Origin of the sequence: Pseudomonas protegens (assembly GCF_013407925.2) — a bacterium.
GTDB classification, from domain to species: domain Bacteria; phylum Pseudomonadota; class Gammaproteobacteria; order Pseudomonadales; family Pseudomonadaceae; genus Aquipseudomonas; species Aquipseudomonas fluorescens_AP.
Window position 1 is genome coordinate 5,212,216 of record NZ_CP060201.1, and the last position, 21,387, is coordinate 5,233,602.

Here is a 21,387-nt window from a genome sequence, read left to right on the forward strand (position 1 = left end):
TCATGGAAGCTGCCAGCTACCCCGCCTGGACCCAGCAATTGATCCAGGACTGCAGCGAGAGTAAGCGCCGTGTGGTGGAGCATGAGCTGTACCAGCGCATGCGCGACAACAAGCTCAGCGCCAAAATCATGCGCCAGTACCTGATCGGCGGCTGGCCGGTGGTTGAGCAGTTTGCCCTGTACATGGCGCAGAACCTGACCAAGACCCGTTTTGCCCGCCACCCCGGCGAGGACATGGCGCGCCGCTGGCTGATGCGCAACATTCGTGTCGAACTCAACCATGCCGATTACTGGGTGCACTGGAGTCGGGCCCACGGGGTGACCCTGGAAGACTTGCAGGCCCAGCAAGTGCCGCCGGAGCTGCACGCCCTGAGTCACTGGTGCTGGCACACCAGCTCGGCGGATTCGCTGATCGTGGCTATCGCGGCCACCAACTACGCCATCGAAGGCGCGACGGGCGAATGGTCGGCCCTGGTTTGCTCCAGCGGTGTCTATGCTGCCGCGTTCCCTGAAGAGGAGCGCAAGCGCGCCATGAAGTGGCTGAAGATGCATGCCCAGTACGATGATGCTCATCCCTGGGAAGCGTTGGAGATCATTGTCACCCTGGCGGGCCTGAATCCGAGCAAGGCTCTGCAAGCCGAGCTGCGGCAGGCGATCTGCAAGAGCTATGACTACATGTTCCTGTTTCTGGAGCGTTGCATGCAGCAGGAAAAGGCCACGGTAACCCGCGAGCGTCTCGCGCTGGTTGAAGGGTAAGGCAAGGGCGCGCGGGCAGGTCGATGGTCGCAGGCGTTGGGCGCTTGTGACGATGGCGTTGCCCGCAACTGCCCGTAAGGTGTGGCCTGGCGTCTAGCCGGCCATCGCCAGGCGATTGCGACCTTCGCGCTTGGCCACGTACAGCGCGCTGTCAGCGCGACGCAACAGGCTCTCGGCGGACTCTCCCGGCAGCAGAGTCGAGCATCCCAGACTCACCGTCAGTTCGATTGAACGCTCATCGGCCCGATATTCCTGCGCTTGCGCGGCATGTCGCAGCCGTTCCCCCACCATGGCCGCGGCCTCGCGCCCGGTGTTGGAAAGCAGGATCAGGAACTCCTCTCCGCCAAAGCGAAACACCATGTCCACATTGCGCAACTGCGCCTTGATCGAGGCCGCCACGGCTTTGAGCACTTCGTCGCCGGTGCTGTGGCCGTAGCTGTCGTTGATCCGTTTGAAGTGATCGATATCCAGCATCAGTAATGACAGTGGTAGCTGGTGGCGACGAGCCATCTCGATTTCCCGTTGCAGGGTCTGGTCCATGGCGATGCGGTTGCCGGTGTCGGTCAGCGGATCGCGCAGTGCACTGCGGGTTGCGGCGCGATACAGCAGGGCGTTGCGCATGGGGTATAGCAGGGTGGACAGCAAAGACTCCAGGCTGCCCTGTTCGCTATCGCTGAAGCGCTGGTTGCGCCGGAACACCAGCTCGCCCATGGGTTCGCCTTCATGACTCAGGCTGTAGCTGATGGAGTGGTGCCCGCGCTGGCCGAACTCCAGGCGCAGATCGCTGGGGGCGTGCTCATAGCGCAGGGCATCAAGGGGGACCAGTCGTTGCGCTTCGCGAAAGAACAGGCCGAGGATGCGTTGCGGCTCAAGGCTGGTCTGCAGTTGCAGGCTCAGTTGCTGGCGCAATTGTCCGAGGCTGATGGGGTGCTTGACCGGCGGCGTCTGTTGGCCAAAGCCCAGGCGTTGCAATTTGGCGCTATCGAAGTCAATTGCGTTGGTCTGGGTAGGTGTTTTCATCTGAGCTTGAGCCCCCTGAGCACTGTGTACGCTGTTACTGCCTGGGTGAGAGCGGCTCGGAGCTGCGCGTCATACTGTTCCTTCAGTCCCGTAGGACAATGCGCGCATTTTATGCCGCTCGCCATTGGCCATAAAGCCCTTGGCGCAAGCCGGTCGCCACAGTGTTGATGCACTGTGTGTTGAGTGTTCTTAGAGCGAAACTCGTGCCATTCGGTTCATCTGAATAAAAACCGTTTCAATTCAAATGGTTGGCGATTCGTTGAGGCGGTATGTCGCCTCAAGTGACACTTGTTTGGCTTCAGATTCCCCGAGAACCGGGAGGGGTGGAGGCATCGCGCCAGTATTCTGGCGCGACGAACGGAGGGGGTTACTGCGCGTCGAAAGCCTGGCCGTTGATCCCGGCGCTGTCCGGGCCCATCAGGTACAGGTAGACCGGCATGATCTCTTCCGGGGTCGGGTTGTTGCTCGGGTTTTCCCCAGGATAGGCCTGGGCCCGCATGCTGGTGCGGGTGGCGCCGGGGTTGATGCTGTTGGCGCGAACCGGGGCCACGGTATCCAGCTCATCGGCCAGGGTTTGCATCAGGCCCTCGGTGGCGAACTTGGACACGCCGTAAGCGCCCCAATAGGCCCGTCCCTTGCGCCCGACACTGCTGGAGGTGAAGACCACCGAGGCATCCTGGGACAGCTTGAGCAGGGGCAGCAGGGTGCTGGTCAGCATGAACATGGCGTTGACGTTGACTTGCATCACCCGCATGAAGTTTTCCCCCGACAGCTGTTCCAGTGGCGTGCGCGGGCCAATGATCGAGGCGTTGTGCAGCAGGCCGTCGAGATGGCCGAACTCGGTCTCGATCATCGCCGCCAGCTCGTCGTACTGGTGTGGCAGGGCGGTTTCCAGGTTGAACGGGATCACCGCGGGCTGAGGATGGCCAGCGGCTTCGATGGCGTCGTAGACCTCGGTCAGGTTGGCTTCGGTCTTGCCCAGCAGCAGTACCGTGGCGCCGTGGGCGGCAAAGGTCTTGGCGGCGGCGGCGCCGATGCCGCGACCGGCGCCGGTGACCAGGATGATCCGGTCCTTGAGCAGTTCGGGGCGAGCGGAGTAATCAAACATAAAGGGCCTCAACAGAAAGTGGTACGTTCCCGGTCTTGGCCGGGAATGCCGCTGCTCAGCAGCTGCACAATGCGTTATCCAGAACCTGGCGCAGTTCCAGCGGGTGATTGATCACCACGTCGGCGCCCCAATGGCGGGGGTTGTCGTCCGGATGGATGTAGCCATAGGTCACTGCGGCAGTCTTGGTGCCGGCATCGCGGCCGGACTCGATGTCCCGCAGGTCGTCGCCGACGAAGAGCACGGTGGACGGGTCCAGGTCGAGCATCTTGCACGCCAGGATCAGCGGCTCCGGATCGGGTTTGCTGTTCTTGACGTGATCGGGGCAGATCAGTAGCGCCGAGCGCTCGGACAGCCCCAGTTGCTGCATGATCGGTTCGGCGAAGCGCAGCGGCTTGTTGGTGACCACGCCCCAGATCAGATTGGCTTTTTCGATATCGGCCAGCAGCTCGGCCATGCCGTCGAAGAGTTGGCTGTGCACGGCGCAATGCGCGAGGTAGCGCTCCAGGAACTCCAGGCGCAACTCTTCGAAGCCCGGGGACTCCGGATCCATGGAGAAGGTCACGGCCACCATGGCCTTGGCGCCGCCGGAGACTTCGTCGCGAATGTGCTGATCATTGATCGGTGGCAAGCCGCGATCACGACGCATGCCCTGGCAGACCGCAATGAAGTCCGGCGCAGTATCGAGCAAGGTGCCATCCATATCGAAAAGAACGGCTCTGATAGCCATGTCTCACTCCTCTCGCAGGGTCTGGATCATGTAGTTGACGTCAACGTCCGCTGCCAGTTTGTAGTGCTTGGTCAGCGGGTTGTAGGTCAGGCCAATGATGTCCTTGACGGTCAGGCCGGCGGAGCGGCTCCAGGCGCCAAGCTCCGAGGGGCGGATGAATTTCTTGAAGTCATGAGTGCCGCGAGGCAGCAGCTTCATGATGTATTCCGCGCCGATGATGGCGAACAGGTAGGCCTTGGGGTTGCGGTTGATGGTGGAGAAGAACACCTGGCCACCGGGCTTGACCATGCGGAAGCAGGCACGGATTACCGATGAAGGGTCGGGAACGTGTTCAAGCATCTCCAGGCAGGTGACCACGTCGAACTGCTCGGGCATTTCCTCGGCCAGGGCTTCGGCGGTGATCTGCCGATACTCGACGTTGACGCCGGATTCCAGCTGGTGCAGCTGCGCCACGGCAAGGGGCGCCTCGCCCATGTCGATGCCGGTCACGGTGGCACCGCGCTGGGCCATGGCTTCGCTGAGGATGCCGCCGCCGCAGCCGACGTCGAGGACTTTCTTGCCCGCCAGGCCGACCCGTTCATCGATCCAGTTGACCCGCAGCGGGTTGATGTCGTGCAGGGGCTTGAATTCGCTTTCGCGGTCCCACCAGCGATGGGCCAGGGCTTCGAATTTGGCGATTTCAGCGTGGTCGACGTTGCTCATGGGTGGTGCTCCAAAGCTAATGAATGCTGTGTGGGGCCTCGAGTATCCGCTCAAGGCCCGGGTTATTGGGCGTGGCCGCTGATGCGCTGGCCCCAGCTGCGGGCGGTGGCTCCCAGCTGTTGTTCGTCGAGGCGGGTCAGGCGCCGGTCCTCCAGCAGTGGCTTGCCGGCGACCCACAGGTGTTTCACGCAGTCCCGGCCGGTGGCGTAGATCAGTTGCGACACCGGGTCGTAAATCGGTTGCTGGGCCAGTCCTGACAGGTCGAAGGCCACCAGGTCCGCGGCCTTGCCGATTTCCAGGGAGCCTACTTCGCCCTCCAGGCCCATGGCCCTGGCACCGTTGAGGGTGGCCATGCGCAAGGCGCGATGGGCATCCAGGGCGGTTGCCGATCCGGCCACGGCCTTGGCCAGCAGGGCCGCCGTGCGAGTCTCCCCCAGCAGATCAAGATCGTTGTTGCTGGCCGCGCCATCGGTGCCCACGGCAACGTTGACCCCGGCCTGCCACAGGCGCTCCACCGGGCAGAAGCCGCTGGCCAGTTTCAGGTTGGACTCCGGGCAATGAATGACGCTGGTGTTGGTTTCTACCAGTAAAGCCAGGTCCTCATCGCTGATTTGGGTCATGTGAACGGCCTGGAAGCGCGGTCCCAGCAGTCCGAGGCGAGCCAGGCGCGCCAGTGGTCGCTCACCGCGCTGCTCCAGGGATTGCTGCACCTCGAACGCGGTTTCATGCACGTGCATGTGGATTGAGGCGTCGAGTTCTTCGGCAATCACCCGAATCTTTTCCAGGTTTTCGTCGCCCACGGTGTAGGGGGCGTGGGGGCCGAAGGTGATCTTGATCCGTGGGTGATGCTTGAGGTCGCCAAACAGTTCCACCCCCTGGCGAATGGCTTCGTCGGCGTCGTGGGCGCCAGGGATGGGGAAGTCCAGGATCGGCATGGCGATCTGTGCGCGAATGCCGCTGTTATGCACCCGTTCACTGGCAACCTTTGGAAAGAAATACATGTCAGAGAAACAGGTGATACCGCCTTTGATCTGCTCGGCGATGGCCAGGTCTGTGCCGTCACGGACGAAGGCTTCATCCACCCACTTGGCTTCGGCGGGCCAGATGTGCTTCTCCAGCCAGGTCATCAGTGGCAGGTCGTCGGCCAGGCCGCGGAACAGGGTCATGGCCGCGTGCCCATGGGCGTTGATCAAGCCGGGGCTGAGCAGCATGCCGGGCAGTTCGCGGACTTCGCTGGCGCGGCACTTCAAGGCTTCGCTGCGTGGTCCGATGAAGTGGATGCGGCCGTCGCGGATGCCCAGTCCGTACTCCTTGAGGACGACCCCGGCCGGCTCCACCGGTACCAACCAGGTCGGCAACAGCAGCAGGTCGAGCGCAACGTCACGGTTTGGCATCGAATATCGGTCCAGGGCTTCATATAAAGGATGGCGAAGTATACCCGAGCGTCCTGGCGGGGTGATCGCTATAATCGGCCGCTTTTGTTCATGAGTGCGGGGTGAGGGATGCGCGATCGTCTGTTGGCTGCGGAGAAGGTCAAGGCCATTGAATGGCGAGATAGCACTCTGTATCTGCTCGATCAGCGGAAACTGCCTCGCGAGCAAGTCTGGGTTGCTTGCGACAGTGTGGCCGGGGTGGCTGAGGCGATTCGCTCGATGGTGGTGCGCGGTGCTCCGGCCATTGGCATCTGCGCGGCCTATGGCGTGGTCCTGGCAGCGGACGCGCGCCTTGCCGCGGGCGGTGACTGGCTGGCAGCCCTGGATGAGGATTTCAACCTGCTGGCGGACTCGCGTCCTACCGGTGGCCATTTGCTCTGGGCCTTGAATCGCATGCGCGAGCGTCTGGATCGGGTCAAGGATCAGGCCAGTCCACTGGCGGCCCTGGAAGCCGAGGCGCTGGCGATCCACGAAAGTGATCGTGAGGCCAATCTGACCATGGCCCAATTGGGCGTGGAGCTGATTCGCCGGCATCAGGGCAATCCCCAGGCCCTGTTGACTCACTGCAATACCGGCGCCTTGGCCTCCGGTGGATTCGGTACTGCGCTGGGGGTGATCCGTGCGGCCTGGCTGGAAGGCATGGTGGAACGGGTCTATGTCGATGAAACACGGCCCTGGCTGCAAGGCTCGCGTTTGACGGCCTGGGAGCTGGCCCAGGAGGGGATTGCGTGCACCGTCAATGCCGATTCAGCCGCCGCGCACATCATGAAGACCAAGGGGGTGACCTGGGTGATCATCGGTGCTGACCGGATCTGCGCCAATGGTGATGTGGTGAGCAAGATCGGCACTTATCAGCTGGCGGTCAATGCCATGCACCATGGTGTGCGCTTCATGGTGGTGGCCTCCAGTTCGAGCATTGATATGAGCCTGGCCAGTGGCGAGGATGTTGTCCTGGAGGAGCGCGAAGGTGCCGAGCTGCTGGATGTGGCCGGGCAGTTGCTGGGCGCCTTGGTGGAGGTCTTCAACCCGGTTTTCGATGTGACCCCGGCGGACCTGATCGATGCCATCGTCACCGAGAAGGGCATTGTCGAGCGCCCGGACGCCGCCAAGATGGCGCAATTGATGTGTCGCAAGCGCTTGCATTGACCTTGCGTTGATCGTGGTGCGCGGAAGTCGTTGGTGGCGACTTCCCGGGGCGGCTGTCCAGTCAGCAAAAACCGGTCAAATGTGTGCGAATTTGTCCTCTGAGGCTCTCTCGTCTCTTATCAGGCTGTCACCGGTCAACTAACTATGCTCCATGCGCGTCTGGGGGATAGGTGCGTGGCGGCGATTGTGATAACATCCGGCGGTTTCCAAGGTGGTCCGATGCGGCTGCCTTCACTGCGCAAATCCATGGCATAACTTGTTGATTTGTCGTAAGTCGGTGCATGGCACTAGGCCTGCAGCGGCGAGCTTCGTTCGTCCCATATGGATGTGACGAAGTTTCACCAGAAAAAGGAATCAGGCTTCTCATGGGCGAACTGGCCAAAGAAATCCTCCCGGTCAATATCGAAGACGAGCTGAAACAGTCCTACCTCGACTACGCGATGAGCGTAATCGTCGGGCGGGCACTGCCTGATGCGCGCGATGGCTTGAAGCCCGTGCACCGGCGTGTGCTGTACGCGATGAGCGAGCTCGGTAACGACTGGAACAAGCCGTACAAGAAATCTGCCCGTGTTGTCGGTGACGTGATCGGTAAGTATCACCCGCATGGTGATACCGCGGTGTACGACACCATCGTTCGTATGGCCCAGCCATTCTCCCTGCGCTACCTGCTGGTAGACGGCCAGGGTAACTTCGGTTCGGTCGACGGCGACAACGCGGCGGCCATGCGATACACCGAAGTGCGCATGACCAAGCTGGCGCACGAGCTGCTGGCCGACCTGCACAAGGAAACCGTGGACTGGGTGCCGAACTACGACGGCACCGAGATGATCCCGGCGGTCATGCCGACCAAGATCCCCAACCTGCTGGTCAACGGTTCCAGCGGTATCGCCGTGGGCATGGCGACCAACATTCCGCCGCACAACCTCGGTGAAGTCATCGACGGTTGCCTGGCGCTGATCGACAACCCCGAGCTGAGCGTTGACGACCTGATGCAATACATCCCCGGTCCGGACTTTCCGACCGCGGCGATCATCAACGGTCGTGAAGGCATCATCGAGGCTTATCGCACCGGCCGCGGCCGCATCTACATGCGTGCCCGCTCGATCATCGAAGACATCGACAAGGTCGGTGGCCGCCAGCAGATCGTCATCACCGAGCTGCCTTACCAGCTGAACAAGGCCCGTCTGATCGAGAAGATCGCCGAGCTGGTGAAAGAGAAGAAACTCGAAGGCATCACCGAACTGCGCGATGAGTCCGACAAGGACGGCATGCGCGTCGTGATCGAGCTGCGTCGCGGTGAAGTGCCGGAGGTGATCCTCAACAACCTCTACGCCCAGACCCAGCTGCAGGCGGTGTTCGGTATCAACATCGTGGCGCTGATCGACGGTCGTCCGCGGATCCTCAACCTCAAGGACCTGCTGGAAGCCTTCGTTCGTCACCGTCGCGAAGTGGTGACCCGCCGCACCGTATTCGAGCTGCGTAAGGCCCGTGAGCGTGGCCATATCCTTGAAGGCCAGGCCGTTGCCCTGTCCAACATCGATCCGGTCATTGCCCTGATCAAGGCCTCGCCAACGCCATCGGAAGCCAAGGAAGCACTGATCAGCACGCCATGGGAATCCAGCGCGGTGATGACCATGGTCGAGCGCGCCGGTGCCGATTCCTGCCGTCCGGAAAACCTCGATCCGCAGTACGGTCTGCGCGATGGCAAGTACTTCCTGTCCCCGGAGCAGGCGCAAGCCATTCTGGAGCTGCGTCTGCACCGCCTGACCGGTCTTGAGCACGAAAAACTGCTGGCCGAGTACCAGGAGATCCTCAACCAGATCGGCGAGCTGATCCGCATCCTCAACAGCGCCACGCGCCTGATGGAAGTGATCCGCGAAGAGCTGGAAGTGATCCGCGCCGAATACGGCGATGCCCGCCGCACCGAGATCCTTGATGCTCGCCTCGATCTGACCCTGGGCGACATGATTCCGGAAGAAGAGCGCGTGGTGACCATTTCCCACGGCGGCTATGCCAAGACCCAGCCGCTGGCTGCGTACCAGGCTCAGCGTCGTGGCGGTAAAGGCAAATCGGCTACCGGCGTCAAGGATGAGGACTACATCGCTCACCTGCTGGTAGCCAACAGCCACACCACGCTGCTGCTGTTCTCCAGCAAGGGCAAGGTGTACTGGCTCAAGACTTACGAGATTCCCGAAGCATCCCGCGCCGCGCGCGGCCGTCCGCTGGTGAACCTGCTGCCGCTGGACGATGGCGAATACATCACCACCATGCTGCCTGTAGAGGAATACACCGAAGGTCACTACATCTTCATGGCCACCGCCAACGGCACCGTGAAGAAGACCCCGCTGGAATCCTTCAGCCGTCAGCGCAGCGTCGGTCTGATCGCCCTGGAGCTGGACGAGGGTGATGTGCTGATCAGCGCCGCGATCACTGATGGCGAGCGCGAAGTCATGCTGTTCTCCGACGGTGGCAAGGTGACTCGCTTCAAGGAGTCCGACGTACGCGCCATGGGCCGTACCGCCCGCGGTGTGCGCGGCATGCGTCTGGCCGAAGGCCAGAAGCTGATCTCCATGCTGATCCCGGAAGAAGGCAGCCAGATTCTCACCGCCTCCGAGCGTGGTTTTGGCAAGCGCACGGCCATCAGCGAGTTCCCTGAGTACAAGCGTGGCGGTCAGGGCGTTATCGCCATGGTCAGCAACGAGCGTAACGGTCGCCTGGTAGGGGCGGTGCAGGTGCTGGACGGTGAGGAAATCATGCTGATTTCCGATCAGGGCACCCTGGTTCGTACCCGTGTCGACGAAGTGTCGAGCCTGGGCCGTAACACTCAGGGCGTGACCCTGATCAAGCTGGCCAACGATGAAACCCTGGTGGGCCTGGAGCGTGTGCAGGAGCCATCGGAGATCGAGGGCGAAGAGTACGAAGGTGAAGAGGGCGCTGAAATCGAGGGCACCGTGCTGGATGCGGTAGCCGAACCGGATGATGCAACCGATAGCCAACAGGCAGACGCCGCAGGCGAAGAAGAGTCGCAAGACTAAATAAATCGTAGCAGGGCAGAGTGTTTGCTCTGTCCGCTACCGTGAATGCATAGCGAGAGTGGATGTGAGCAAACGAGCCTATAACTTCTGCGCAGGTCCCGCTGCGCTACCTGAAGCTGTCCTGTTGCGTGCCCAGGCCGAATTGCTGGATTGGCATGGCAAGGGTCTGTCGGTCATGGAGATGAGTCATCGCAGCGATGAGTTCGTCTCCATTGCCACCAAGGCCGAGCAGGATCTGCGTGATCTGCTGAATATCCCCTCGAACTATAAAGTGCTGTTTCTGCAAGGCGGCGCCAGCCAGCAATTTGCCCAGATTCCACTGAACCTGCTGCCTGAAGGTGGCAAGGCCGACTACATCGACACCGGTATCTGGTCGCAGAAAGCCATCGAAGAGGCTTCCCGCTACGGTCAGGTCAATGTCGCGGCCACCGCCAAGCCTTACGACTACTTTGCGATTCCCGGCCAGAACGAATGGCAGCTGTCGAAAGACGCCGCCTACGTGCACTACGCGCCGAACGAAACCATCGGTGGCCTGGAATTCAACTGGATTCCGCAAACCGGTGATGTCCCCCTGGTGGCCGACATGTCGTCCGACATTCTCTCGCGCCCTGTGGATATCTCCCGTTTCGGCATGATCTACGCCGGTGCGCAGAAGAACATCGGCCCTAGCGGCATCCTGGTGAACATCATTCGCGAGGATCTGCTGGGGCGTGCCCGTTCCCTGTGCCCGACCATGCTCGACTACAAGGTCGCCGCGGATAACGGCTCGATGTACAACACACCGCCGACCCTGGCCTGGTACCTGTCCGGCCTGGTGTTTGAATGGCTCAAGGAGCAGGGCGGGGTGGAAGCCATCGCCAAACTCAACGAAGTCAAGCAGCGCACCCTGTATGACTTCATCGATGCCAGCGGCCTGTACAGCAACCCGATCAACAAGTCCGACCGCTCGTGGATGAACGTGCCGTTCCGTCTGGCCGACGACCGCCTGGACAAGCCGTTCCTGGCTGGCGCCGAGGCTCGCGGCCTGCTCAACCTCAAGGGGCACCGCTCGGTGGGCGGCATGCGCGCCTCCATCTACAACGCCGTGGACATCAACGCCGTCAATGCGCTGGTGGCTTACATGGCAGAGTTCGAGAAGGAACACGGCTGATGTCTGAGCAAGAACTCAAGGCCCTGCGCCTGCGCATTGATGCTCTGGACGAGAAGGTCCTGGAGTTGATCAGTGAGCGTGCGCGGTGCGCCCAGGAAGTTGCCCGGGTGAAGATGGCTTCCCTGGCTGAAGGCGAAGTGCCGGTGTTCTACCGTCCCGAGCGTGAAGCTCAGGTGCTCAAGCGGGTGATGGAGCGCAACCAGGGGCCGCTGGGCAATGAAGAGATGGCGCGTTTGTTCCGCGAAATCATGTCTTCGTGTCTGGCGCTGGAGCAGCCGCTGAAGGTGGCTTATCTCGGTCCGGAAGGCACCTTCACCCAGGCTGCGGCCATGAAGCACTTCGGTCATGCGGTAATCAGCAAGCCGATGGCGGCGATCGACGAAGTGTTCCGCGAAGTGGCGGCCGGGGCGGTCAATTTCGGCGTGGTGCCGGTGGAAAACTCCACCGAGGGCGCGGTCAACCATACCCTCGACAGCTTCCTCGAACACGACATGGTGATCTGCGGCGAAGTCGAGCTGCGTATCCACCACCATCTGCTGGTGGGCGAGAACACCAAGACCGACAGCATCAGCCGTATCTATTCCCATGCCCAGTCCCTGGCCCAGTGCCGCAAGTGGCTGGACGCCCATTATCCGAATGTCGAGCGCGTGGCGGTGTCCAGCAACGCCGAGGCCGCCAAGCGAGTCAAGGGCGAATGGAACTCGGCGGCCATTGCCGGTGATATGGCTGCGGGCCTGTATGGTCTGACGCGCCTGGCCGAGAAGATCGAGGATCGTCCGGACAATTCCACGCGCTTCTTGATGATCGGTAATCAGGAAGTGCCGCCGACCGGCGACGACAAGACCTCGATCATTGTCTCCATGAGCAACAAGCCCGGTGCCTTGCACGAGCTGCTGGTGCCTTTCCATGACAATGGCATCGACCTGACGCGTATCGAGACTCGACCCTCGCGCAGCGGCAAGTGGACCTATGTGTTCTTCATCGACTTCGTTGGCCACCACCGTGATCCGTTGATCAAGGATGTGCTGGAGAAAATCAGTCAGGAAGCAGTGGCACTCAAGGTGCTGGGTTCCTACCCGAAAGCGGTTCTCTGAGGCTTTAACAATGAGTGGCGACTTCCTCGCACTGGCACAACCAGGCGTGCAACAACTTTCGCCTTACGTTCCGGGCAAGCCCGTGGACGAACTGGCCCGTGAGCTGGACATCGATCCGGCCACCATCGTCAAGCTGGCGAGTAACGAAAACCCGCTGGGCGCCAGCCCCAAGGCGCTGGCGGCGATTCGTGACGAACTGGCGCAACTGACCCGTTATCCCGATGGCAACGGTTTTGCCCTCAAATCCCTGCTGGCCGAACGCTGCGGCGTGGACATCCAGCAGGTCACTTTGGGCAACGGCTCCAACGACATCCTCGAGCTGGTGGCGCGTGCCTATCTGGCGCCCGGGCTGAATGCGGTGTTCAGTGAGCACGCCTTTGCCGTCTATCCCATCGTCACCCAGGCGGTGGGAGCTGCGGCGCGTGTGGTTCCGGCCAGGCATTGGGGGCATGACTTGCCGGCCATGCTCAAGGCCATCGATGAGCAGACCCGTGTGGTGTTCATTGCCAACCCGAACAACCCGACCGGTACCTGGTTCAGTGCCGAGGAGTTGGACGAGTTTCTTCAGGATGTCCCGGCTCATGTGCTGGTGGTGCTGGACGAAGCCTACATCGAGTACGCCGAAGGCAGCGACCTGCCGGACGGTCTGGACTTCCTGGCGGCCTATCCGAACCTGCTGGTATCGCGGACCTTCTCCAAGGCCTACGGTCTGGCGGCCCTGCGGGTCGGCTATGGGCTCTCGACCCCGGTGGTGGCGGATGTGCTGAACCGGGTTCGCCAGCCATTCAACGTCAACAGCCTGGCCCTGGCGGCGGCTTGTGCCGCGCTGCAGGATACGGACTACCTGGCTGAGAGCCGCCGTTTGAATGAGGCGGGCATGCAGCAGCTGGAGGCGGGTTTGCGTGATCTGGGCTTGAGCTGGATTGCGTCCAAGGGCAACTTCATTGCCGTGGATGTGGGGCGCGAGGCTGCCCCCGTGTTTCAGGGCTTGTTGCGCGAAGGGGTGATTGTGCGTCCGGTGGCTAACTACGGGATGCCTAACCATTTGCGCGTCACCATCGGCTTGCCGGCGGAAAACACGCGTTTCCTTGAGGCTTTGGCCAAGGTCCTGGCTCGTGGTTGATGTCATTCCAACGCAATCTGCTGTGCCTATGATCGGTCGCCTGGTGGTGATCGGTCTGGGATTGATTGGTGGCTCCTTCGCTAAGGGGTTGCGCGAAAGCGGCGTGTGCCGCGAAGTGGTCGGTGTTGATCTGGATCCGCAGTCCCGCCGGTTGGCGGTCGAGCTGGGGGTTGTGGATCGCTGCGAGGAGGATCTGGCCCTGGCTTGCCAGGGGGCCGACGTGATTCAACTGGCCGTGCCGATCCTGGCCATGGAAAAGCTTCTGGCGTTGCTGGCCAGGATGGATCTGGGGCAGGCGGTGCTGACCGATGTCGGCAGTGCCAAGGGGAATGTGGTGCGCGCGGCACAGGAGGCGTTTGCCGGCATGCCAGCGCGCTTCGTCCCAGGGCATCCGATTGCCGGCTCCGAGCAGAGCGGTGTCGAAGCTTCCAATGCCCAGCTGTTCCGTCGCCACAAAGTGATCCTGACGCCTCTGGAGCAAACCGATCCGGATGCACTGGATCTGGTCGACAGGCTTTGGCGTGAACTGGGGGCGGATGTTGAGCACATGCAGGTCGAGCGCCATGACGAGGTCCTGGCGGCCACCAGTCACTTGCCGCACTTGCTGGCATTCGGTCTGGTCGATTCGCTGGCCAAGCGCAGTGAAAATCTCGACATCTTCCGTTACGCTGCGGGCGGGTTCCGCGATTTCACGAGAATCGCCGGCAGCGACCCGGTCATGTGGCACGACATTTTCCTCGCCAATCGCGAAGCGGTTCTGCGCACACTCGATACATTTCGCAACGACCTCGACGCCCTGCGCGATGCGGTCGATGCAGGGGACGGGCATCAGTTGTTGGGCGTATTCACTCGCGCCCGGGTTGCCCGCGAGCATTTCGGTAAAATCCTGGCCCGCCGGGCCTATGTGGACGCTATGAACTCCAACGATCTGATTTTCCTGGCAAATCCTGGTGGCCGCCTGTCTGGGCGGATTCGTGTACCGGGCGACAAGTCGATTTCCCACCGCTCGATCATGCTCGGCTCCCTGGCTGAAGGCACCACTGAAGTCGAGGGTTTCCTCGAGGGTGAAGATGCCTTGGCCACGCTGCAGGCATTTCGCGACATGGGAGTGGTCATCGAGGGGCCGCACCATGGGCGTGTGACCATTCACGGTGTAGGTCTGCACGGCTTGAAGCCGGCGCCGGGCCCGATCTACCTGGGCAACTCCGGTACGTCGATGCGCCTGCTCTCCGGTTTGCTGGCCGCACAGAGCTTCGACAGCACTCTGACGGGGGATCCCTCGCTGTCCAAGCGCCCAATGAACCGCGTGGCCAATCCGCTGCGGGAAATGGGCGCGGTCATCGAGACGGCGGCCGAAGGGCGTCCGCCGATGGTGATTCGCGGCGGTCACAAGCTCAAGGGCTTGACCTATACCTTGCCGATGGCCAGTGCCCAGGTTAAGTCGTGCCTGCTGTTGGCCGGTTTGTACGCCGATGGGAAGACCACCGTCACCGAGCCTGCGCCGACTCGCGATCATACCGAGCGCATGCTGCGCGGCTTCGGCTACTCGGTGAATGTCGACGGTGCCACCGCTTCGGTTGAATCCGGCGGCAAGCTCAAGGCGACCCATATTGAAGTGCCGGCAGATATCTCCTCCGCGGCGTTCTTCTTGGTTGCCGCGTCGATCGCGGAAGGTTCGGAACTGGTGCTTGAACACGTAGGGATCAACCCGACCCGTACGGGTGTAATCGATATCCTGCGGTTGATGGGGGCTGATATTCGTCTGGAGAACCAGCGCGAAGTTGGCGGTGAGCCCGTTGCAGATCTGCATGTGCGCGCTGCCAAACTCAAGGGGATCGAGATTCCCGAGGAGTTGGTGCCGCTGGCAATCGATGAATTCCCTGTGTTGTTCGTGGCTGCGGCCTGCGCTGAAGGGCGCACTGTGCTGCGTGGCGCGGAAGAGCTGCGGGTCAAAGAGTCGGACCGTATCCAGGTCATGGCTGACGGCTTGTTGACCTTGGGGGTCAAGTGCGAACCGACTCCGGACGGCATCATCATTGATGGTGGGCAGATTGGGGGTGGTGAAGTGCATGGTCACGGCGATCACCGTATTGCCATGGCATTCAGTGTGGCCTCGTTGCGGGCCAATGCGCCGATTCGTATTCATGACTGCGCGAACGTCGCGACTTCGTTCCCGAATTTTCTTGCGCTGTGCGCGCAGGTGGGGATTCGGGTTGCACAAGAGGCTCAGTCGTGAATATCAAGGCGCCTGTGATCACCATCGATGGGCCCAGTGGTTCCGGTAAAGGCACCATTGCTGGCAAGTTGGCCAAGCATCTTGGCTGGTGCCTGCTGGATTCCGGTGCTCTCTACCGGCTGCTGGCGTTTGCCGCGCGCAATCATGGTGTCGATCTGACCAATGAGGAGTCGCTGAAGTTGTTGGCGGCGCATTTGGACGTGCAGTTCCTGGGCGCCACTGAAAATCATCCTCAGCGGATTATTCTCGAAGGCGATGATGTGACCGACGACTTGCGCAATGAGCAGGTTGGCGCCTGGGCTTCTCAGGTTGCGGCACTGCCTGCCGTGCGTGATGCCTTGTTGCAGCGCCAGCGCGCATTCCAGGAGCCGCCCGGGCTGGTTGCCGATGGTCGTGACATGGGCACCGTGGTGTTTCCGGATGCGCCGTTGAAAATTTTCCTCACGGCCAGCGCCGAGGAACGTGCTCGTCGACGTTACTTGCAGTTGAAGGGAAAAGTCGATGGTGTTAGTCTGTCGAGTCTGCTAGATGAGATACGTGCGCGCGACGAGCGCGATACCCAGCGAGCGGTGGCCCCACTCAAGCCGGCGGCCGACGCCATACAGCTGGATTCTACGGAGTTGTCCATCGATCAGGTGTTGCAACGCATTCTGAGCGAGATCGCCATTCGCGATATCGCCGGGTGAACAAGGAAGATCGCGGGGGGACCAGTCATAGTCCTGCGATCTTACTTTTATATGAACGTAACCCACATTGTCTGGGATGTGGCAGATGGGCGTATTCTCCGCCCTTATCAACAGGAATTAAAATGAGCGAAAGCTTTGCGGAACTCTTTGAAGAAAGCCTAAAAACCCTGAACCTTCAGGCAGGCTCCATCATCACCGGTGTTATCGTCGACATCGACTACCAAGCGCGTTGGGTAACCGTTCACGCTGGTCTGAAGTCTGAAGCACTGATCCCGCTTGAGCAGTTCTACAACGATGCTGGCGAACTGTCCATCAATGTTGGTGATGAAGTTCACGTTGCTCTGGATTCGGTTGAAGACGGTTTCGGTGAAACCAAGCTCTCCCGTGAAAAAGCCAAGCGCGCTGAATGCTGGATCGTTCTGGAAGCAGCCTTCGCAGCCGAAGAAGTGGTCAAGGGCGTTATCAACGGTAAGGTTAAAGGCGGCTTCACTGTCGACGTTAACGGCATCCGTGCGTTCCTGCCAGGTTCTCTGGTTGACGTCCGTCCAGTGCGCGACACCACGCACCTGGAAGGCAAAGAGCTCGAGTTTAAAGTCATCAAACTCGATCAGAAGCGCAACAACGTTGTCGTTTCCCGTCGTAGCGTCCTCGAAGCCGAGAACTCCGCTGAGCGTGAAGCTCTGCTGGAATCCCTGCAGGAAGGCCAGCAAGTCAAAGGTATCGTCAAGAACCTCACTGACTACGGCGCATTCGTCGATCTGGGCGGCGTCGATGGCCTGCTGCACATCACCGACATGGCTTGGAAGCGCATCAAGCATCCTTCCGAAATCGTCAATGTTGGCGACGAGATCGATGTAAAGGTTCTGAAATACGATCGCGAGCGCAATCGTGTTTCCCTGGGTCTGAAGCAACTGGGTGAAGATCCATGGGTTGCTATCAAGGCTCGTTACCCAGAAAGCACTCGCGTTACTGCTCGTGTAACCAACCTGACCGACTACGGCTGCTTCGCTGAGTTGGAAGAAGGCGTTGAAGGTCTGGTACACGTTTCGGAAATGGACTGGACCAACAAGAACATCCACCCTTCGAAAGTCGTACAAGTCGGCGACGAAGTGGAAGTTATGGTTCTGGACATCGACGAAGAGCGTCGTCGTATCTCCCTCGGCATCAAACAGTGCAAGTCCAACCCATGGGAAGACTTCTCTGGCCAGTTCAACAAGGGCGATAAGATTTCCGGCACCATCAAGTCGATCACCGATTTCGGTATCTTCATTGGTCTGGACGGCGGCATCGACGGTCTGGTTCACCTGTCCGACATCTCCTGGAACGAAGTGGGCGAAGAAGCCGTACGCCGCTTCAAGAAGGGCGACGAGCTGGACACCGTTATCCTGTCTGTTGACCCAGAGCGTGAGCGTATCTCCCTGGGCATCAAGCAACTGGAAAGCGATCCGTTCTCCGAGTACGTACAAGAGAACGACAAAGGCGCAATCGTTAAGGGTGTTGTAAAAGAAGTTGACGCCAAAGGCGCCATCATTACCCTGGCCAACGATATCGAAGCTACTCTGAAAGCCTCCGAAATCAGCCGTGACCGCATCGAAGATGCACGTAACGTTCTGAAAGAAGGCGAAGAAGTTGAAGCCAAGATCATCAGCGTTGACCGTAAGAGCCGTGTAATCCAGCTCTCGATCAAGTCGAAAGACGTTGAAGATGAGAAAGAAGCTATCCAGAGCCTGCGCGACAAGCCAGCTGCTTCGGATATCGCTGCTGGTCCTACCACTCTGGGCGACCTGCTGCGTGCACAGATGGAAAAACAGAACTAAGTTCTGTTTGACCATAAAAAGGGCGACTTCGGTCGCCCTTTTTTGTGCGTGAAGTTTGAGGTGAAAAGAGTGGGAAACCAATGTTGGCAATTGGGTGTCTCTTTCTTAGTGGCTGACTCCTTTAGGTTTAAGGCTTTTAGTCTATTGGTGTGTTGTCCGGGTAGCACTGGCTGCCCTAAGGAAGAGCATGATCAGGCTAAGTATTGTTGTTTTTTTTCTTCTCCTGGCTGGGTGTGTGACTAATATAAAGACCCATGCAGTTCGTGGGGGCAGCGGTATAGAGATTGACTGTTCAGGATTTTTGGGGGGGGGCTGGGACAAGTGTTACGAGCGTGCTGAGCTTGAGTGTAGGGCTCGTGGATACCAGGTCATCACCAAGTCCAGCGACGCCAGGGATGAGGAGGGGGATTACCCCTTTGGTTGGAATCCGGCGGGTTATCTGACTCGAACGATGTTGGTCGTGTGTCGATAGGGAGAGTTGGTATTTTGGTTGCTACTTCTTTTGCAGGGTCCTGAGTTTGTATCTGCGTTGCGCATGGGCTGTTCAAAACCTTCAGGGCGTGCTAAAACCTTTTGAGCACTGACCTAGCTGCTTGAAAAAGAAGGGAAAAATATGACGAAGTCGGAGTTGATCGAACGAATTGTCACCCATCAAGGGCTGCTGTCATCTAAGGATGTCGAGTTGGCCATCAAGACGATGCTTGAGCAAATGTCGCAGTGTTTGGCTACAGGTGATCGGATTGAAATTAGGGGGTTTGGTAGTTTTTCGCTTCACTATCGGGCTCCTCGGGTAGGTCGGAATCCAAAAACGGGTCAATCAGTTAGCTTGGATGGAAAATTTGTTCCACATTTCAAGCCTGGTAAAGAGCTTAGAGATCGGGTGAATGAGGATGAGGAGTGATTTAAGAGCTATATGAGTTTTTGCTTTATAAGGTGCTTTTATTACTTTGAGTCTCGCAGATGTAAAGAGTGTTTTGTGAATAGGATCAAGGTAGTGTGCTTGTTGTTCGGTATATGGCTTTGATTTTTTAGAGATTATGCTTGTTTTTTTGATTTTTTTGATCTGTATTTAGGCTTTGTATGGTCTCCATCTATTTTGGTGGGCGATGTCTGTAGTGAGTTATCAGTAAGTTTTATTTTTTCAGGTTCTAGTATTGTGTGAAGGGTGTGGATTGTCATGTCCTTGTAAGCGCATAATGAAGTTTTCAAGTGTTTCAGATTTTACTCTGTAGCGCCGTGTTGAGTAAGGTATGTTAGATCATGAGTAGAATCCTTTTGACGGGCGCTTCCGGTTTTGTAGGACGGGCTGTCCTTGAGCGGTTGTCTAGTGTTTCAGCTCATCAATTAACCGTTGCAATACGTAAGCCATTGCAGGGCTTGGCAGTTACTACGAATGCTGCTCAGATCAGCCAGATTGATGGTGCTACGGATTGGACTCGGATTCTGCCTGATTGTGATGTTGTCATACATGCGGCAGCCCGTGTTCATGTAATGCAAGAGTTATCTGTTGATCCTCTTGCTACGTTTCGAAAGGTGAATGTGGAAGGAACACTAAATTTGGCGCGACAAGCAGCCCAGAGAGGAGTGCGTCGTTTTATATTTATCAGTTCCATCAAAGTCAATGGTGAGGAGACGTCACTCGATGTCCCCTATACTGCCGATTCAGAGCTACTCCCGCTTGACCCTTATGGTATTTCGAAGATGGAGGCGGAAAAAGGACTTGTAACTATTGCCTCGCAAACGGGGATGGAGGTAGTGATCATCCGTCCACCGCTTGTGTATGGCCCCGGAGTTAAGGCGAATTTTTTGACTATGATGCAGTGGTTGTATAAAGGAGTTCCCTTGCCCTTTGGCTCTATACACAATCGACGAAGTTTAGTTGCATTGGATAATTTGGTAGATCTGATTATAACTTGTATTAATCATCCTAAGGCCGCAAATCAAGTTTTTTTGGTCAGTGATGGAGATGATTTATCAACTACTGCACTGATGAGGAAAATGGGGGATGCACTGGGTAAGCCTGCTCGCTTATTGCCGGTGTCGAGCGGTGTTTTGACGTTTTTTGCTGATCTGCTAGGGAAGGCATCACTTTCTCAGCGATTATGTGGTTCGCTTCAAGTTGATATTACAAAAAATCGTGAATTGTTGGGGTGGACTCCGCCTGTAAATGTAGATTCAGCGCTTATTCTTACGGCTAAATATTTCCTTGAGGGGAGATCTTGATTTTTTATTTCTGCTTGGTGTGTTGAGAGCTGAATGTATCTAAGAGGAACAATGTTGGTTATCGTTTTCATTCGGTTTAGGATGTGAGTTTTACATGGTGATTTGGTGGTTGATGTTAGCGGTACTTGGTATTTCGCTTTTTTTGACATGGGGTTTGCGGCGCTATGCATTAACTCGCAGCTTGATGGATATTCCCAATCATCGTAGTTCCCATTCTGTTCCTACTCCAAGAGGAGGAGGGGTAGCAATTGTCTTGAGTTTTCTTGTGGCAGCCCCTTTCCTGTCATTTTTTTCTGATTTGTCTTGGTCATTTATCTGGACTCTATGGGGCGCAGGTGGGCTCATAGCTGTGGTCGGTTTTTTGGATGATCATGGGCACATAGCTGCACGTTGGCGGCTAGTTGCGCATTTCTCTGCCGCTATTTGGGCAATGTTCTGGATGCGTGGTTTGCCACCTGTTCAGTTATTGGGAGTCGATTTCGATCTGTCTTGGTTTGGCCATCTTTTAGCTGTTTTCTATCTGGTCTGGATGCTTAATTTATATAATTTCATGGATGGTATTGATGGAATAGCCAGTGTTCAGGCAGTAACTGCATGCCTTGGCGCATGTCTTATCTATTGGCTGGCCGGCGATACATCTTTGATCTGGTCACCGCTATTATTGGCTATGGCCGTTTTGGGATTTTTGTATTGGAATTTTCCTCCTGCGCGTATCTTCATGGGGGATGCGGGTAGTGGTTTTCTTGGTCTAGTTCTAGGTATTTTGTCAATACAGGCTGCTTGGGTTTCGTCGCGCTTCCTCTGGGTGTGGGTGATTCTTCTCGGCGTATTCATCGTTGATGCGACCTTTACACTGATGCGTAGATTATTACGTGGAGATAAAGTTTATGAGGCGCATCGTAGTCATGCTTATCAGTTCGCGTCGCGTCAGTTTGGCAGGCATTTACCTGTGACCTTAGCGGTCATGGCAATCAATATTTTTTGGTTGTTGCCGATAGCCATTTGCGTGGGGCTCTTCGATCTGGATGGTTTTATGGGTACGGTGTTGGCTTACGCGCCGCTGGTTTTCCTTGCTGCTAGGTTTAATGCTGGCGGACTAGAAAGACCCGCCTGACAGTGGTCAATATAATGG

The 21,387-nt window shown here is 58.3% G+C and carries 18 protein-coding genes; 13 read left to right on the forward strand and 5 right to left on the reverse strand.

The features are described from left to right. Window positions 1-2: 2 nt before the first annotated feature. Window positions 3-755: an iron-containing redox enzyme family protein gene (locus GGI48_RS24335; protein WP_181957240.1), complete on the forward strand. Its 753-nt coding sequence runs from the start codon at window positions 3-5 to the stop codon at window positions 753-755. 93 nt (window positions 756-848) lie between these two features. On the opposite strand, the gene GGI48_RS24340 is transcribed toward GGI48_RS24335, so the two are convergent. The 5 genes from GGI48_RS24340 to GGI48_RS24360 form a co-directional block, all read right to left on the reverse strand. Next, window positions 849-1,775 carry a GGDEF domain-containing protein gene (locus GGI48_RS24340; protein ID WP_016964100.1) on the reverse strand — a complete coding sequence of 309 codons (927 nt, stop codon included), beginning with the start codon at window positions 1,773-1,775 and terminating at the stop codon, window positions 849-851. Window positions 1,776-2,142: 367 nt separating this feature from the next. Further along, entirely contained in the window at window positions 2,143-2,883 is a 741-nt protein-coding gene (locus tag GGI48_RS24345) for a YciK family oxidoreductase (protein WP_179600386.1), read from the reverse strand. Window positions 2,884-2,938: 55 nt separating this feature from the next. Beyond that, window positions 2,939-3,610 (reverse strand): N-acetylmuramic acid 6-phosphate phosphatase MupP, encoded by a 672-nt coding sequence (gene mupP / locus GGI48_RS24350; RefSeq protein WP_179600388.1) that lies wholly within the window; start codon window positions 3,608-3,610, stop codon window positions 2,939-2,941. 3 nt (window positions 3,611-3,613) lie between these two features. Continuing rightward, window positions 3,614-4,312 carry a bifunctional 2-polyprenyl-6-hydroxyphenol methylase/3-demethylubiquinol 3-O-methyltransferase UbiG gene (gene ubiG / locus GGI48_RS24355; protein WP_016964097.1) on the reverse strand — a complete coding sequence of 233 codons (699 nt, stop codon included), beginning with the start codon at window positions 4,310-4,312 and terminating at the stop codon, window positions 3,614-3,616. A 62-nt stretch (window positions 4,313-4,374) separates the two neighbouring features. After that, entirely contained in the window at window positions 4,375-5,706 is a 1,332-nt protein-coding gene (locus tag GGI48_RS24360) for a TRZ/ATZ family hydrolase (RefSeq protein ID WP_179600390.1), read from the reverse strand. Window positions 5,707-5,814: 108 nt separating this feature from the next. Between GGI48_RS24360 and mtnA the strand changes: the two genes are divergently transcribed. From mtnA to GGI48_RS24415, 12 genes are all read left to right on the forward strand, one after another. Next, the gene (gene mtnA, locus GGI48_RS24365) at window positions 5,815-6,891 is read left to right on the forward strand and encodes an S-methyl-5-thioribose-1-phosphate isomerase (RefSeq protein ID WP_047305559.1); all 1,077 of its coding nucleotides are present in this window, start codon (window positions 5,815-5,817) and stop codon (window positions 6,889-6,891) included. Window positions 6,892-7,256: 365 nt separating this feature from the next. Then, entirely contained in the window at window positions 7,257-9,926 is a 2,670-nt protein-coding gene (gyrA, locus tag GGI48_RS24370; RefSeq protein WP_016964094.1) for a DNA gyrase subunit A, read from the forward strand. A gap of 64 nt (window positions 9,927-9,990) precedes the next feature. After that, complete coding sequence (serC, locus tag GGI48_RS24375; protein ID WP_042940789.1) at window positions 9,991-11,076, forward strand: 3-phosphoserine/phosphohydroxythreonine transaminase; 1,086 nt, start codon at window positions 9,991-9,993, stop codon at window positions 11,074-11,076. After that, complete coding sequence (pheA, locus tag GGI48_RS24380) at window positions 11,076-12,170, forward strand: prephenate dehydratase (protein ID WP_016964092.1); 1,095 nt, start codon at window positions 11,076-11,078, stop codon at window positions 12,168-12,170. Before serC ends, pheA begins: the two co-directional genes overlap by 1 nt. 10 nt (window positions 12,171-12,180) lie before the next feature. Further along, window positions 12,181-13,293, forward strand: coding sequence for a histidinol-phosphate transaminase (gene hisC, locus GGI48_RS24385; protein ID WP_016964091.1), 1,113 nt, complete (start codon window positions 12,181-12,183; stop codon window positions 13,291-13,293). Window positions 13,294-13,321: 28 nt separating this feature from the next. Next, window positions 13,322-15,529, forward strand: coding sequence for a bifunctional prephenate dehydrogenase/3-phosphoshikimate 1-carboxyvinyltransferase (locus tag GGI48_RS24390; RefSeq protein WP_181957241.1), 2,208 nt, complete (start codon window positions 13,322-13,324; stop codon window positions 15,527-15,529). Then, window positions 15,526-16,215: a (d)CMP kinase gene (gene cmk / locus GGI48_RS24395; protein WP_011062580.1), complete on the forward strand. Its 690-nt coding sequence runs from the start codon at window positions 15,526-15,528 to the stop codon at window positions 16,213-16,215. The genes GGI48_RS24390 and cmk overlap by 4 nt, the downstream gene beginning before the upstream one ends. 122 nt (window positions 16,216-16,337) lie before the next feature. Beyond that, window positions 16,338-18,032, forward strand: a complete 1,695-nt coding sequence (gene rpsA, locus GGI48_RS24400; RefSeq protein WP_007931318.1) for a 30S ribosomal protein S1 — start codon at window positions 16,338-16,340, stop codon at window positions 18,030-18,032. A gap of 187 nt (window positions 18,033-18,219) precedes the next feature. Beyond that, window positions 18,220-18,504, forward strand: coding sequence for a hypothetical protein (locus tag GGI48_RS31230; RefSeq protein ID WP_260620533.1), 285 nt, complete (start codon window positions 18,220-18,222; stop codon window positions 18,502-18,504). A gap of 141 nt (window positions 18,505-18,645) precedes the next feature. Beyond that, window positions 18,646-18,933 (forward strand): integration host factor subunit beta, encoded by a 288-nt coding sequence (ihfB, locus tag GGI48_RS24405; RefSeq protein WP_068587689.1) that lies wholly within the window; start codon window positions 18,646-18,648, stop codon window positions 18,931-18,933. A 359-nt stretch (window positions 18,934-19,292) separates the two neighbouring features. Continuing rightward, window positions 19,293-20,255 (forward strand): SDR family oxidoreductase, encoded by a 963-nt coding sequence (locus tag GGI48_RS24410; RefSeq protein WP_179600394.1) that lies wholly within the window; start codon window positions 19,293-19,295, stop codon window positions 20,253-20,255. Between the two features lie 94 nt (window positions 20,256-20,349). Further along, entirely contained in the window at window positions 20,350-21,369 is a 1,020-nt protein-coding gene (locus GGI48_RS24415) for a glycosyltransferase family 4 protein (protein WP_179600396.1), read from the forward strand. Window positions 21,370-21,387: the final 18 nt, after the last annotated feature.

What these genes read in the sequence shown, in the direction of transcription:
- GGI48_RS24335 (WP_181957240.1), top strand. Translation starts at nt 3, where the DNA reads ATGGAAGCTGCCAGCTACCCCGCCTGGACCCAGCAATTGATCCAGGAC.
- GGI48_RS24340 (WP_016964100.1), bottom strand. Translation starts at nt 1,775, where the DNA reads ATGAAAACACCTACCCAGACCAACGCAATTGACTTCGATAGCGCCAAA.
- GGI48_RS24345 (WP_179600386.1), bottom strand. Translation starts at nt 2,883, where the DNA reads ATGTTTGATTACTCCGCTCGCCCCGAACTGCTCAAGGACCGGATCATC.
- mupP (WP_179600388.1), bottom strand. Translation starts at nt 3,610, where the DNA reads ATGGCTATCAGAGCCGTTCTTTTCGATATGGATGGCACCTTGCTCGAT.
- ubiG (WP_016964097.1), bottom strand. Translation starts at nt 4,312, where the DNA reads ATGAGCAACGTCGACCACGCTGAAATCGCCAAATTCGAAGCCCTGGCC.
- GGI48_RS24360 (WP_179600390.1), bottom strand. Translation starts at nt 5,706, where the DNA reads ATGCCAAACCGTGACGTTGCGCTCGACCTGCTGCTGTTGCCGACCTGG.
- mtnA (WP_047305559.1), top strand. Translation starts at nt 5,815, where the DNA reads ATGCGCGATCGTCTGTTGGCTGCGGAGAAGGTCAAGGCCATTGAATGG.
- gyrA (WP_016964094.1), top strand. Translation starts at nt 7,257, where the DNA reads ATGGGCGAACTGGCCAAAGAAATCCTCCCGGTCAATATCGAAGACGAG.
- pheA (WP_016964092.1), top strand. Translation starts at nt 11,076, where the DNA reads ATGTCTGAGCAAGAACTCAAGGCCCTGCGCCTGCGCATTGATGCTCTG.
- hisC (WP_016964091.1), top strand. Translation starts at nt 12,181, where the DNA reads ATGAGTGGCGACTTCCTCGCACTGGCACAACCAGGCGTGCAACAACTT.
- GGI48_RS24390 (WP_181957241.1), top strand. Translation starts at nt 13,322, where the DNA reads ATGATCGGTCGCCTGGTGGTGATCGGTCTGGGATTGATTGGTGGCTCC.
- rpsA (WP_007931318.1), top strand. Translation starts at nt 16,338, where the DNA reads ATGAGCGAAAGCTTTGCGGAACTCTTTGAAGAAAGCCTAAAAACCCTG.
- GGI48_RS31230 (WP_260620533.1), top strand. Translation starts at nt 18,220, where the DNA reads ATGATCAGGCTAAGTATTGTTGTTTTTTTTCTTCTCCTGGCTGGGTGT.
- ihfB (WP_068587689.1), top strand. Translation starts at nt 18,646, where the DNA reads ATGACGAAGTCGGAGTTGATCGAACGAATTGTCACCCATCAAGGGCTG.
- GGI48_RS24410 (WP_179600394.1), top strand. Translation starts at nt 19,293, where the DNA reads ATGAGTAGAATCCTTTTGACGGGCGCTTCCGGTTTTGTAGGACGGGCT.
- GGI48_RS24415 (WP_179600396.1), top strand. Translation starts at nt 20,350, where the DNA reads ATGGTGATTTGGTGGTTGATGTTAGCGGTACTTGGTATTTCGCTTTTT.